Source organism: Moraxella equi (assembly GCF_002027555.1).
GTDB classification, from domain to species: Bacteria; Pseudomonadota; Gammaproteobacteria; order Pseudomonadales; family Moraxellaceae; genus Moraxella; species Moraxella equi.
The window spans coordinates 1-13,710 of record NZ_MXAP01000012.1 but is presented as its reverse complement, the minus strand read 5'-3'; the positions used below and the strand labels follow the sequence as shown (position 1 = coordinate 13,710).

The following is a 13,710-nucleotide window of genomic DNA, read 5'->3' as shown; positions in this document are numbered from 1 at the left end:
AACAATTAACCTTGTGCAATTTGCACTTATATAGAGAATAAAATATGAACGATGTAACAAAATTTGGCAAAGTCGCTGTGGTTTGCGGTGGGTTTAGTGCCGAGCGTGAAGTGTCTTTAAATAGTGGCAGGGCGGTGCTAAATGCCCTGCTTTTAAAAGGTGTGGACGCTCATCATTTTGACCCACAAGAGACCGAAATTTCAAACTTGCGTGAGTATGACCGTGTGTTTAATGTCTTGCATGGCACTTTTGGCGAAGATGGTAGTTTGCAAGGCGTGCTTGACGGCTTTAAGATTCCTTATACAGGTTGTGGCGTGCTAGCATCCGCCATTGCCATGGATAAGTTTCGTTGCCGTTTGGTGTGGCAGTCGCTAGGCTTGCCGAATGTGCCTTATGTGGTGTTGCACGATGACAGCGATTTTGATGCGGTGGAGGCAGACTTTGGCTTACCGTTATTTGTCAAACCCGCCAGTGAGGGTTCTAGTGTGGGTGTGATGATGATAGAAGAGACAGGCGGTTTGGCAAAGGCGTATCCTAAGCTAAAACAGTATCATGGCGAGATTTTGGCAGAAAAAGCGATTACAGGAGGCGAGTACGCCTGTTCGTTACTTGGCGATGATGTCTTGCCGAGTATTCGCATTATCCCTAAGGGCAAGTTTTATGACTATGAAGCCAAATACCTGCGTGATGACACGGTGTATCAATGCCCGTCTGACTTAACTGCCGAACAAGAGCGTGAAATGGGCGAGATTGCCAAACGTGCTTTTTCTGCCATGGGTGGGCGTGGCTGGTCTCGTGTGGACTTTTTAAAATCTGATGACGGCAAGCTTTATGTCCTAGAAATCAATACCGTGCCGGGTATGACCGACCATAGCCTTGTGCCAATGGCAGCCAAAGAAGCAGGGATTGAATTTGCGGATTTGTGTGTGAAGATTTTAGAACAGACGTTATAAATAATGATGTGTTTGCCATAAAGCCTAATATTGGTTGGATTGCTGGGTAAATTATAATTTGCTTATTGATATATTAAACTAGGGCGAGTCTGATTTGCCCTAGTTTTTAAACTTATCATATATTTTAAGTGATAACAATGATTGTTTTATATTTTGAATGTTGGGATTGGTACGAATTAACCCCAACAATTTTATTGGTAAAATGTAACGCCATGTAAAAACAGTCATTTAGTGATGATTTTTACTTTAAATTAAAATAAGAATAGGGTAAAATATATAAATTTTAGCCTTGTTTAATAAAATATGTACGCAAGCGTTCATTTTTAAGGTTGTTTTAGCGATACATTTGTGATATTTGGCTATCCAATTGGGTGCAACCGTGGCAGAGATGACAGCAGACCATATCAACCATGAGCATGAGGGGCATGATGACAAGCATTTGTCAAAATCATGGCAATCGGCTTTGGTGACGCTTGGGCTGATGTTTGCCATTGGCTTTTTTGCCATGCAAACCATCGGCAAAAGCCCTGCCAAACCCATCCATGTGGAAGCGTCAAATTTGACCACACCAGAGAGTCAGTCATTGATGCAGGCAATCGCCCCCTTTGGAGAAATGCCTTTTTTTGGGGGTAATTTGCACCAAATCCATGACAGTGTGATAAGCTTATCGTGGGTGGAGCATGCGACTGTACGCCGTGACTGGTATCAGGGCATTACGGTTGAGGCGGTGCCACGCAAGCCTATTGCCAATTTCGGCAGTCAAGAGATGATTGATGCTAACGGCGTGGTGTTTAGACCTGCCGATAAAGGCGATGTCATGAACCTTGATTTGGTCACATTGCATGGCTCGGCGACACAGGCAGATGCCATCATGCGTCAAATGCAGTATGTCAATCAGCAGTTTGCTCCGCTCGGTCTGACGGTGGATGATTTGATATTGACACCACGCAACACGTGGGTTATACGTTTTCATAACGGGCTTAGGGTGGTTGTTGATGATGAGAATACCACACAAAAACTTCATCAGTTGGCACAGATTTTAAATGAGCGATTTGCTGAGCGTATCAATGACATGCAGTCGGTTGATTTGCGTTATAAAAACGGTTTTTCTATTGCGTGGCGAAATAAGAAATAAAGGTTATTTTAAAATTTGATTTATTTTATTTTTGATAGATTTTTAAAACAAGTGTTTTGACAATCTTGTTTTTGGGCGGGGGATTTCCCCTAATTTTGGTCAATTATGATACCCGATTCTGACATTCATGCGGTGATTCATCTAAGTTCCACGGCGGTTTATACCGTTGTGGGCTATTTTGACGTTCATCATAAAAAAACCCAAATCATGGGGCTTGGACTTGCCAAAACGGACGCGTTTTTTGGTGGTCAAATCGTCAATCGTGAACATCTGCTCAGTGCCATTCATAAGTCGTTGCGAGAAGCCATTGACATGGCAGGCGTGCAAGTCTCTTATGTCGGGCTGTCTTTTGCCAGTCCTGCGATGATGGGTGAAAACGGCATTCAAGATAAAATCATCACAGGACACAATCCCACGGGCGACACCCTTGGACGTAAGATAAGCCATGATGATGTTCGGGATATTTTAAATGACGCCAAAGTAGGACTGGCACAAAAAGGACATAAAGACGTGCAGTTGTGCCAACAGCGTTTTTGGCTAGATGATGACCAAAGTGGTAAAGATGTCGTGGGCATGTTGGCTCATAAACTGACCGTTGGCTATCATCTTATCAGCGTGCCTAGCATGTTTTATGCCCAAATCAAGGATTTGATGGTCTCAAATAACCTAGAAGTTCATCCCATGTTTTTTGATGGGGTAACCAGCAGTGAATACGCCCTAAGTGGTGATGAAAAACAGCGTGGTGTGTGCTTTATTGACATCGGTGCAGCACTCACCAAAGTGTGCCTGTACCAAGAAGGCATGCTGCTCTACACTCGCTGTCTGCCTGTGGGTGGGCAATTGGTGGACATGGACATCGCCAGTACGCTTGGACTGACTTTATTAGAAGCTGAATCTTTAAAAAAACATCACGGCTCAGCGAACGCCAGCAAACAAAGCAAAAGTGATTTTATCACGCTTAAAAAACGTCATCATGACAGCGAATTGACGGTTCATTTGTATAAACTTGCCAGTATCATTGAAGCACGTTATCTGACATTGCTACATGAGATTTTTGATGAATTGACCGCCAAAGGACTAGACCAGTTCATGGACATGGGCGTGGTGTTGGCAGGTGGCGGGGCGGACATGAGGGATTTGCCCAGCTTGATAGAAAGACAGTTTGGTGTCAGCGTACGTCAAATGGACATCAACCCAAAGGTGGTGGTGCATACTGAACTGCTTAGCGATGATGATATCGGGCTTTTAAAAACACATCTGTCCGACCCGAAATTACATAGTATCATCGGGGCACTCATGTATTATCAAAGTGAGCAGTATGCTTGCGATGAGCGTGGGCAGTTTGGCGATTTGGATAGAGTGGGCTTTTTTGGTCGTGTTGGGCAAAAATGCCAATCATGGTTTGATAAATTAAGACAGCTACTGTGATGATATTGCGATTTTAAAGGTTAGGGTAAAAGATAATAAACGTCTATCTTGGCTACATTTGCCCATTAACAGCTGATTTCAAGCCAATCATTCACCCTGCTATTTAATATGGGGTGAATTGGTGTTATAATATCAAAATAGTTTCTATGTCAATATGATAAAAGAATTCGGAGAAATAAATGTCTAAATATGGTCTTGATGCAGATGACGGTCAAGTAAACTACGGTAAAGCACGCTTTATCGTTTTTGGTGTGGGTGGCGGTGGCGGTAATGCGGTCGAGCATATGGTACAAGAAGGTCTTAATGGGGTGACATTTGTCGCTGCCAATACTGACCGTACCGCTCTTGATAATCTGACCGTGCCACACAAGATTCAGCTTGGCTCGGAAGGTTTGGGTGCAGGCGGCAATCCTGAGGAAGGTCGCCGTTACGCCGAAGAAGACGAAGATGAAATTCGCTCGATGTTAGATGGCTATAATATGGTATTTATCACCGCAGGCATGGGTGGTGGTACAGGTACAGGTGCCGCTCCTGTGGTGGCTCGTGTTGCCAAAGAGATGGGTATTTTGACCGTTGCTGTGGTGACCACGCCATTTGACTTTGAAGGCAAAAAACGCATGAAGTCTGCCAAAGATGGTGTTAGCCAACTAACAGAGCTGGTTGATGCGATTATCACCATTCCTAACCAAAAATTGTTGAAGATTTATAAGCAAATCTCTTTTACAGATGCTCTTAAAAAAGCCGATGACGTACTTCTGCACGCAGTGAGTGGCTTGGTTCAAATCGTGGATACGGCGGATAATGTGGTGATTAACACCGATTTTAGAGACGTGCGTACTGCCATGACTGCCAAAGGCTATGCGATGATGGGTATCGGTCGTGCCAGTGGCGATGACCGTGCCAGACAAGCTGCCGAAAAAGCCATTCGCTCACCACTGCTTGATGACATTCGCCTTGAAAATGCCAAGGGGCTGTTGGTGAACATTACCGCAGCTGAGCTGATGATGAGCGAGCCTGAGGAGATTGCCGAAGCGTTGTCATCGATTGCTGACTTAGAAGAAGGTAATATCTTCTATGGCTATGTCCAAGATGAGAGCATGGGTGATGAGATTCATGTCACAGTCATTGCCACGGGTTTGACCTTGGATGACCGTCCAAAAGTCGCTGTGCAACAAGCTCCGATTCAGAACCTACAAACTGCCCCCGCAGGTCATGTCAGTGCCTTGGAGAGTAGGCAGCAAGCACAGCAGACTCAGCCACAGGCACAGTCAGTGCAAGCACAGGCTCAGCCGCAGACCGCTCCGCAGGTCAAGACACGCATTGATGTGAATAGCTACCTAAAATCACAACAGCATAATAAGTAGTATGCTCTTTGTGCAAACCCTGCCATTGGTGGGGTTTTGTTTTATTTGATGGTAAAATAAATAGGGCGTGCCTGCCTTTTGTATTTGCAATGAAAATGCCTGTTTAAAAAAGCAGGGGAATCGCCCGTTTTTCAAGAAAAAAACGCAGGCTGTGAGTTTTCTATCAGACAAGTTTTTGACGCAGAAAAACAATCCGACCACTTAACTGGGTAAATTTTAAGATTTTAACTTGTGCCATTGTTCATTTGTGAGTAAGGTGCAAGCCATGACGATTTTGGTACTTTGTTTGGGTTAGAGCTTGCATTGTACCAAAATCGTTTTTTGTTTTGTTAATAAAGTTCAACATGCTCTATTTAGTTGTTAAAGTTCATTTGTGTATTATGGTTTATCATTTGGCGTGGGGTGGTGGGGTTTTATACACATTAACAAGCCTTTATGGATTGTTGGATTTTATATCAAATCATCCTGAGTATTTGTGCCATGCGAGCGAGGGCGTATTATATACACCCTTTGTTGTGAAGTAATGGATTTTGCCAAACACCGCCTAAAATTTGCTATAATACGTCCCCTTGTCCTAGTTTAACTGCCATATTCATCTCTCATGCGTCTAAAATCTCTAAAACTATCAGGCTTTAAATCCTTTGCCAATCCCACGACTTTTACCTTTAAGCACGACATTACCGCCATTGTTGGTCCAAACGGCTGTGGCAAGTCCAACGTGATTGATGCCATACGCTGGGTGCTGGGCGAGACGAGTGCCAAACAGCTTCGGGGCGGGGCGATGAGCGATGTCATCTTTGCAGGGGTGGAAGGGCGAGCGGGTAAATCTCTGGCGAGCGTGGAGCTGACCTTTGAGCATACCCAAGATGAGAGTACAGGCATTCGCCATGCTCTAAACCTATACCATGAGCTGACCCTACGCCGTCAAGTGACCAAGGAGGGCAAGTCTGATTATTACATCAATGGGCAAAAGGTACGTCGCCGTGATGTGGTGGACGTGTTTTTAGGGACGGGGCTTGGGGCGAGAAGTTATGCGGTGATTGAGCAGGGCATGATAGGGCGGATTGTTGATTCTAGCCCTATGCAACTGCGTGAGTTCATCGAAGAGGCGGCGGGTGTGTCACGCTATCAGGCACGCCGAGCCGAGACCGAAAAACAGTTAAATGAAACTAAGGATAATCTGGCACGACTTAATGACTTGCAAGGCGAGCTTAAAAAACAGCACAAAACACTCATCCGTCAAGCCGAGTCCGCCAAAAAATACCAAGCCCTAAATGATGAGTTGTTTGAGCTGAACAAAAACGACTTATTAAAACGCATTTTTGAGGCATGGCAATACCTAGAAGCCAAAAAACAAGACAAAGACAAATCCGCCCAAATCCTGCACGAGCTAGAACAAGCGGTGGGTAAAGCCAAAAAAGAGCTGGACGTCCACTCAGCCAAACTTGCCGAGGCAAACTGGCTCAAAGATGACGCACGGGACAACTACCATAACGCTCGCATGAAAGAGCAGACGGCAGAGCATAACTATTATAGCCTAAACCAAGAGATTGCCAGTTGTGAAGACAAAATCGCCCGCCTAACCGAGCTCAAAGCCCAGTCAGAGGCGAGCATTGTGGAGAACCAACAAAGCATTGATGAGATTGACAAGGAGCTTGGGCAAATCAGCCCCGATGTAACCGAGGGGGCGTTAAAACTGACCGCCTTACAAGATGAGCTGACCCAAGCCCAAGGGGTGTTTAACACTGCCAAACAGCAAGTGAGCGAGCTTACCCAAAAAAAGAACGACCTAGAAAACACGCACAAACTGGCGACAGCGCAAAAAAACCGCCTGCTCACAAGCCACGAGCGAGTCACCAAAAAATACCAAGAACTCATCAATAAGCACGAGAACAAAGAGCAAAACCACGACAAAGAGCAGGATGAGATAAAGTCGCTGACGAACCACATCGTCACGCTAAATCTTGCCATAGATGAGCTGTCCGATGACGACGACAGGCAGGTGTTTGATGAAAAAAGTCGGCAGGTCAAAGCATTGCAAGATGAGCTGTCTGCATTAGAAAAACGCCATGCGTCCATGATGGGCGAGTATGACACCCTGCACAAACTGGTGCATAAGCCCAAACACGCCCCGTCCGCCGATGATGACGGCACGGATGATGATACAGACAACAGTGGGGCTGACACCAAAAGCTGTGTGGATGGTATCGCTCTGCCCCAACTGGACTTATTAAAAGACAGCATTAAGCTAACCCGTGATGGCGAAAAATATGCCGATGTTCTGGATAAATTTCTGGGCTTTTGGCTGGATGCTCGGGTGCTAGATGGTGAGCGTGATTTTTCTTTGTTGCCACTCATCAATCATCTGCCCACAGCCATGGACGGTGGTAAGCGCAGCCATGATGATAAAAAGGATAAGAAAAAAGACGGCAAAAAAGCCAAGCACAAAGGCGAGACTTCGGGGCTGTCTGCTCATGAACGCTTGCCGAGCATGGTGCTTTATACCGCACCTAATTTTAGGCAAAGTAGTGATAAACTCATTCCGCTCACTGCCTTGATAAAATCGCCCACGCTGGCACTGTGGCAGGGCGTGTATCTGCTGGATGTCGATATCCAAACGCTTGATGAAAAGGGGTTTGATAAACTGGTCACGGCATGGGCGGATGAGCTTGCCCAAGGCGTGCTGATTTTGACAAAGACAGGATGGATTATTGGCTCTTTTGGGGTCGTGCATGTCTCTGCTTTGGGGCAGGGCGTGCTTAGCGAGCGAGCCGAACACGCCAAACGCCTAGATGAGCTAGAAGAGAGACTGGGGCAGATAGAGAGTGAGTTAGATGATAAACAGCGGTCGTTAAAGGCGATGATGAGCGAGCTGGATGTCCTAAGAGTGGCACAAGAAGAACGCCATGCCAAGCACAGCGAGCTGACCCACAGCCTACACGAGAGCAAGGCAAAACTGGTCAAACTAGAACATCAGATAAGTCAAGATAAGCTGATATGGGAGAATTTTAACAGCCAAAAGATAAGCCTTAGCGATGAACTCTCCGAGCTAGATGGCGAGCTTAGGCTCATGGATGATGAGATTAGGCGTAGCATGACGGCACTAGATGAGCATTTGCCGATATTGCAGGTCGCCCAAAACACCCTAAATGTGCTGTCGGTAAGCGTGGATGAGCTGTCAGGCAAGGTCAGGCAGATGACCCAAGACAGACAGGAGCTGACACTCAAACAGACCACACTCACCCAAAACAAAGCCCATGCCACAAGGCTGTTGGAGTTATCGCATGAGAACGTGGCAAAGGCGGATGCTGAGACCAAGGAGCTTATCGCTCAGAGCGTGGCGATGAGTGAGCGACTGCCTGTGTTAGAAGATGCCTTTGAGCAGGCAAAAGCTGAGACCGCCGAGCTAAAAGTGCAAAGCGAAGAACATGAAGCGGTGGCAAAAACGCTGGTCATCATGCAAGGCAAGCTAGAAGAGAATCTGGCCAATGCCCATGCCAAGTTCGCTGCTGCACAGGCGAGCATTGCCAATGCTCATGCCGATGTGGCGGTGGGGGAGAGCCGTTTGGCGGATTTGGGCGAGCAGATGCTTGGCATGAATGAGCAGTTTAACCTGCCGTCCACGTTGGCGGACTTTCGGGCGAGTACGCCTGTATTTGCCGACAACAGCTCTCGCATTGAGCAGATTAAGGCGGACATTGAGAAGCTAGGGGCGGTCAATCTGGCGGCGGCGGCAGAGCTTGCCGAGTTAGAAGAGCGAGTCTCGCCCCTAGATGAGCAGGTGGCAGACATCACAGACAGCATGAAAAAACTCCAAGATGCCATTCGTGCCATTGATGACAAGACCAAACAGCTGTTTTTGGGCATGTTAAAAGCGGTCAATGATGAGATGAATGCGTTATTTGCCAAAGTGTTTGGCGGTGGGCAGGCAAGCCTAACACTCATTGATGATGAGAGCTTGCCCAAGGCGGACAAATGGCGGGCAGGACTCGTGCTAATGGCACAGCCCAAAGGCAAAAAAAACTCACGCCTTGCCGTGCTGTCAGGGGGCGAGAAAACATTGACTGCCCTAAGTCTGATTTTTGCGATTTTCAAACAGCACCCTGCTCCGTTTTGTGTGCTTGATGAAGTCGATGCCCCCTTGGATGATGCGAACGTGGGGCGGTTTACGAGTCTGATTCATGAGTTGTCAGACAGCGTGCAGTTTATTTTTATCAGTCATAACAAACTTGCCATGCAAGCGGCACATGAGTTAAAGGGCATTACCATGCCTACGGCGGGTATTTCTAGTCTGGTGACGGTCGATTTAGAAGAAGCGGAGAAATATCTAGAACCCCGTGAGTGATAAAAGGGTGTTTGGATAAGTGCGGGGTGCTTGTTATTTCGGTGTGTATTTTGGGGATTTTTAAAATAAAAATGGTTGGCATTGTTTGTCCGTGTTTTTGTTTTCAATATTAATTATCTATCATTAAAAATATCCGCCAATTTTACAACTTTTATACAACCGCTAAATGAGTTGCAAAATTAGTTTGATAAGCTAACCCATCTTTTTACCGCCCAAATCATGGAACTCATCATGCACACCAAACATCGCTCATCTGGACGCTTTTTATCTTTATCCACCCTTGCCCTATCTGTCATGGGCGTATCGCTTGTGGCATGTGCCAATGCCAAAGATTATAGCCAAGACGGCAGTGTCTATCAGTTCATGGAAGCCGAACGCCAAAAGTCCAACACCAACGCCATGTATCAGTATGAGCAGAGCATGCAAGGCTCGCTGTTTGCCATGTACCCGACCTATTGGCGACTTAACAACGACATCACCTATCATGACCCTAGCACCATTAACAGCTTTGTTCAGCAGTACCCCAACCACGTCATCAGCGAAAAACTCGTGGCAGACTATGCCGAAGAAAAGGCACGCCAAGGCGACTATCACAGCGTGCGTGCGGTCATTCCTAATATCCGCAATGCCGATGCGTCCGAAGCATGTGCCATCGCCCTAGGTTATAACGGGGCAAATGACGCCCGTGCCTTAGAGCAAAAAGAGAATGTCTGGCTAAACACCCAAATCAGGCAGTCTTTGTGCGACAAGCTCGCCCTAGAAATGGGTAATAACCGCCACATCAGTCGCACCGACCGCCACGAACGGCTGATTCGCATGATGAGAATCGACGCCCGTCAGCTGTCATCACGCAACCCGCCCCTTGATAAGAGTGCGGACATCATCAGCCTTGCCCGTCAGCTTAACCTAGCCATCGACTATGGCACGCTTGCGACTATCCGCTCAAACCCCAACGGCTTTTTTAGTCGGTTTCATGCCATGCCGTTTAGCGAGACGAACCAATACCTATATGTCTATGCCATCAGTCAGTTGGCTCATCGTTCATATTGGGAGGCCAGCACTCAGCTAAATTATGATATTAATCAAGACAACGCCCGCCCCCAAAAACTGCTCTCGGACATGGCACGTCGCTATGCGTGGCGGAGCATTGCCGTTAAGCGTATGAATATGAATACCGATGACGGCTTTAATGTGGAGGCGGTGCATTGGTTTAGAAACAGCCTAGGCGAGCCGTTTAACTTTGAAGAAGCCGAAGACTACGCCCAAGCAGGTATCTATTTTGGGCAATGGACGGACGTGATTAACGCCATCGGTGCGATGAGCAAGACCAAGGCAGGCGAGAATGTTTGGCAGTACTGGCTTGCTCGTGCTTATGAGCAGACGGGCAAGGGCGGACAGGCTCGTCAGATTTACCAAAATCTCACCAAAAACTTAGATTATTATGGTCTGCTTGCCCGTGATAGGCTAAACATGCCCCTAACTGCCAATGACATCGGCGGTATCGGCATGCCAAACATCAGTGCCAAAGATACCGCTCGTATCATGCAAAACCCTGATTTTGCTCGTGCCTTTAAACTCATGGAGAGTGGGGCGAGCATGGAGCATATTCAGCGTGAGTGGAACTGGGCGGTGCGTACCACCACAAACGCAGGCGACCATCAGCTCGTGCTTGCCGCCGCCAAAAAAGCCCACGACATGGGGATTTATAGCCGTAGCATTCACGCCATGGAAAATTCACCCCTAAGAGCATCAGCGATTAGCCACCCCATGCCTTATCAGCACAGCTTTATGACTCATGCAGGCAGTGCAGGCATTGACCCTGCGTGGGCGTATGGCATCACTCGCCAAGAGAGTCGTTTTGCTGCCAATGCTCGCTCGGGCGTGGGGGCAGGTGGGCTGATGCAAATCATGCCAAACACCGCCAAGATGATTGCTGGTAAAATCGGCGGTAGTGGTAATTCAAGCGACCCTGATACCAACATCCGCTATGGCACTTGGTATCTGTCGGATAAGACCCGTGATTTTAACGGACAAATCGCCCCTGCCACCGCCGCCTACAATGCTGGCACAACCCCTGCTCGCAAATGGCTGCCCAAGCATGGTACCATCAGTGCTGACCAATATGTCGAAGCCATCCCGTATTCAGAGACTCGCGAGTATGTCAAGCACGTCATGGAAAATGCCACCATCTATGGCGTGATACTCGGCAGATACACCCCAATCAGCCAACGCATGGGAACAGTGTCGCCGTCTTGGTAAGTCTAGGGCGTGCCTGCCTTTTGTATTTGCAATGAAAAATGCCTGTTTAAAAACGCAGGGGAGTTGCCCGTTTTTCAAGGAAAAAGTGAAGTTTGTGAGTCTTCTATCAAACGAGCTTTTGACTTCGAGCCACAATCCGACCACTTAACTGGATAAATTTTAAGAGTTTTACACCTAACCAACTTGATATTTACCACGGGTTTGTAGGGGTGTGCTGAGCACACCCTTTTGATGACATTACCGTGCAAGGCGTGCACAGCACGCCCCTACATCCACAAATCATTGTGTTTGTAGTAATTTTAAAGTTTATTGGGTATAACTTAATTTTTTAAATTAAGTGGTCGGATAGCCATTTTTCATGCAAAAACATCATTCTATATATTGGTTTAGCAAAGCCTGTGAAAATGGTTATGACTTAGCCTGCCAATATCTCTAATTTACACAAGCCTGTCAATGTACGAGCTTTTTATGGTAAATTAACAAAAGCCAATTGGTGGTAATTTGCCCCAAAAAACCTTTGCCAATACCCCAAAAAATATGCTACACTAGGGCGATTTTGCAGTTTTTGAAATGGGTTTCAAAAGGCAAAATTGAGCAAAATTTTTTCCATTTTCAAATTTTATTTTAAGGATAAGTCATGAGCAAACAGCCTGTTCGTGTTGCGGTAACTGGTGCCGCAGGTCAGATTGGTTATAGCCTATTGTTCCGTATTGCCAGCGGTGAGATGCTTGGCAAAGACCAGCCTGTGATTTTGCAACTTCTAGAAATCCCCAACGAAAAAGCCCAACAAGCCCTACAGGGTGTTATCATGGAACTTGATGACTGTGCTTTCCCACTACTGCATGACGTGATTGGCACGGACGACCCAAATGTGGCGTTCAAAGACGCAGATTATGCCCTGCTTGTCGGTGCTCGTCCCCGTGGACCAGGCATGGAGCGTGCTGACCTACTCCAAGAAAACGCCAAAATCTTTACCGTACAAGGCAAAGCCCTAAATGACGTGGCAAGCCGTGATGTTAAAGTTTTGGTAGTCGGCAACCCTGCCAACACCAACGCTTACATCGCCATGAAGTCTGCCCCAGACCTACCTGCCAAGAACTTCACCGCCATGCTACGCCTAGACCACAACCGTGCCTTGACCCAAGTCGCCAAAAAGACTGATAAAGCCGTCAAAGACATCAAGAACCTAACCGTATGGGGCAACCACAGCCCAACCATGTACGCTGACTACCGTTTTGCGACCATTAACGGCGAGAGCGTCAAAGACATGATTAACGACCAAGAGTGGAACGCTAACACCTTCTTGCCAACAGTCGGCAAACGTGGTGCGGCAATCATCGAAGCCCGTGGTTTGTCATCAGCGGCGTCCGCTGCCAACGCTGCCATTGACCACATGAGAGATTGGGCGTTGGGCTCAAATGGCGAATGGGTAACCATGGGCATTCCATCGGACGGCTCTTATGGTATCCCAGAAGGCGTGATGTTTGGTTTCCCTGTAACCTGCGAAAATGGCGAATACAAAATCGTTCAAGGTTTAGAGATTGATGAATTTAGCCAAGAGCGTATCAATATTACGCTAAACGAGCTGACCGAAGAGCGTGATGCGATTGCACATTTGCTATAATTAGCAGTTAGACAAATACCCCTTATCGTGCGATAGGGGGTATTTTATTATTTGAAAAGGATTTGTGGGTAAATGGCAATTTGCCCTGTGGTGTATTCTGACTAACCAAATTTGATAGTTACCGCAGGTTTTGTGGGGGCGTGTTGAAAACGCCCTTGATGATATGATTTATCGGGCATGCTCGGCACGTCCCTACATCCACGCAACATAAATTTGTATTTTAAAAAAGTATTGTTAATCCCCCCAACCCCAACAACGTCTTTTACATTTATATAAAAATCAGCACATAAAACACACACTACCACGCCCAAATTTTGTTAGAATAAAGCTAAGTTTAAGGACTTACCATTCATTTATTTACTTTGGAGAATACCATGTTAGACAATGCCGAACACACCATGAATGACCTATTTGCCCAGCTCGGTTTGCCAAACTCGGATAGCGAGATTGATACTTTTATCAAAAACAATCAACTGCCTGAGAATGTGACATTGGCAGATGCCCCATTTTTAGATGAGCAACAAAGTATGTTTATCCGTGAAGAATGGAAGCTAGATGCAGTTTGGTCGCTTGTTATTGATGAGCTATACCAACCGAACTTA

8 protein-coding genes are annotated in these 13,710 nt (G+C 46.6%); all 8 read left to right on the top strand.

All coding sequences use genetic code 11. From position 1 onward, the window contains the following. The first annotated feature begins 44 nt into the window (after positions 1–44). Positions 45–953 carry a D-alanine--D-alanine ligase gene (locus tag B5J93_RS01005; RefSeq protein WP_079324008.1) on the top strand — a complete coding sequence of 303 codons (909 nt, stop codon included), beginning with the start codon at positions 45–47 and terminating at the stop codon, positions 951–953. Between the two features lie 355 nt (positions 954–1,308). After that, complete coding sequence (locus B5J93_RS01000; RefSeq protein WP_143823464.1) at positions 1,309–2,088, top strand: cell division protein FtsQ/DivIB; 780 nt, start codon at positions 1,309–1,311, stop codon at positions 2,086–2,088. Positions 2,089–2,193: 105 nt separating this feature from the next. Next, positions 2,194–3,516 carry a cell division protein FtsA gene (gene ftsA / locus B5J93_RS00995; protein WP_079324006.1) on the top strand — a complete coding sequence of 441 codons (1,323 nt, stop codon included), beginning with the start codon at positions 2,194–2,196 and terminating at the stop codon, positions 3,514–3,516. Between the two features lie 179 nt (positions 3,517–3,695). Next, a complete protein-coding gene (gene ftsZ, locus B5J93_RS00990) occupies positions 3,696–4,880 on the top strand; it encodes a cell division protein FtsZ (RefSeq protein WP_079324005.1) in 1,185 nt (394 codons plus the stop codon). A 601-nt stretch (positions 4,881–5,481) separates the two neighbouring features. Next, positions 5,482–9,225: an AAA family ATPase gene (locus tag B5J93_RS00985; RefSeq protein ID WP_079324004.1), complete on the top strand. Its 3,744-nt coding sequence runs from the start codon at positions 5,482–5,484 to the stop codon at positions 9,223–9,225. A gap of 231 nt (positions 9,226–9,456) precedes the next feature. Then, on the top strand, positions 9,457–11,484 hold the full coding sequence (locus B5J93_RS00980; protein ID WP_228144825.1) for a lytic transglycosylase domain-containing protein: 2,028 nt from the start codon (positions 9,457–9,459) through the stop codon (positions 11,482–11,484). A 637-nt stretch (positions 11,485–12,121) separates the two neighbouring features. Next, positions 12,122–13,108 carry a malate dehydrogenase gene (locus tag B5J93_RS00975; protein ID WP_079324003.1) on the top strand — a complete coding sequence of 329 codons (987 nt, stop codon included), beginning with the start codon at positions 12,122–12,124 and terminating at the stop codon, positions 13,106–13,108. 374 nt (positions 13,109–13,482) lie between these two features. Continuing rightward, a partial coding sequence (locus B5J93_RS00970; protein WP_143823463.1) for a DUF2789 family protein occupies positions 13,483–13,710 on the top strand: 228 nt, incomplete at its 3' end.

Coding starts and splice junctions, on each gene's coding strand:
- B5J93_RS00985 (WP_079324004.1), top strand. CDS start 5,482: ATGCGTCTAAAATCTCTAAAACTATCAGGCTTTAAATCCTTTGCCAAT.
- ftsA (WP_079324006.1), top strand. CDS start 2,194: ATGATACCCGATTCTGACATTCATGCGGTGATTCATCTAAGTTCCACG.
- B5J93_RS00980 (WP_228144825.1), top strand. CDS start 9,457: ATGCACACCAAACATCGCTCATCTGGACGCTTTTTATCTTTATCCACC.
- B5J93_RS01005 (WP_079324008.1), top strand. CDS start 45: ATGAACGATGTAACAAAATTTGGCAAAGTCGCTGTGGTTTGCGGTGGG.
- ftsZ (WP_079324005.1), top strand. CDS start 3,696: ATGTCTAAATATGGTCTTGATGCAGATGACGGTCAAGTAAACTACGGT.
- B5J93_RS00975 (WP_079324003.1), top strand. CDS start 12,122: ATGAGCAAACAGCCTGTTCGTGTTGCGGTAACTGGTGCCGCAGGTCAG.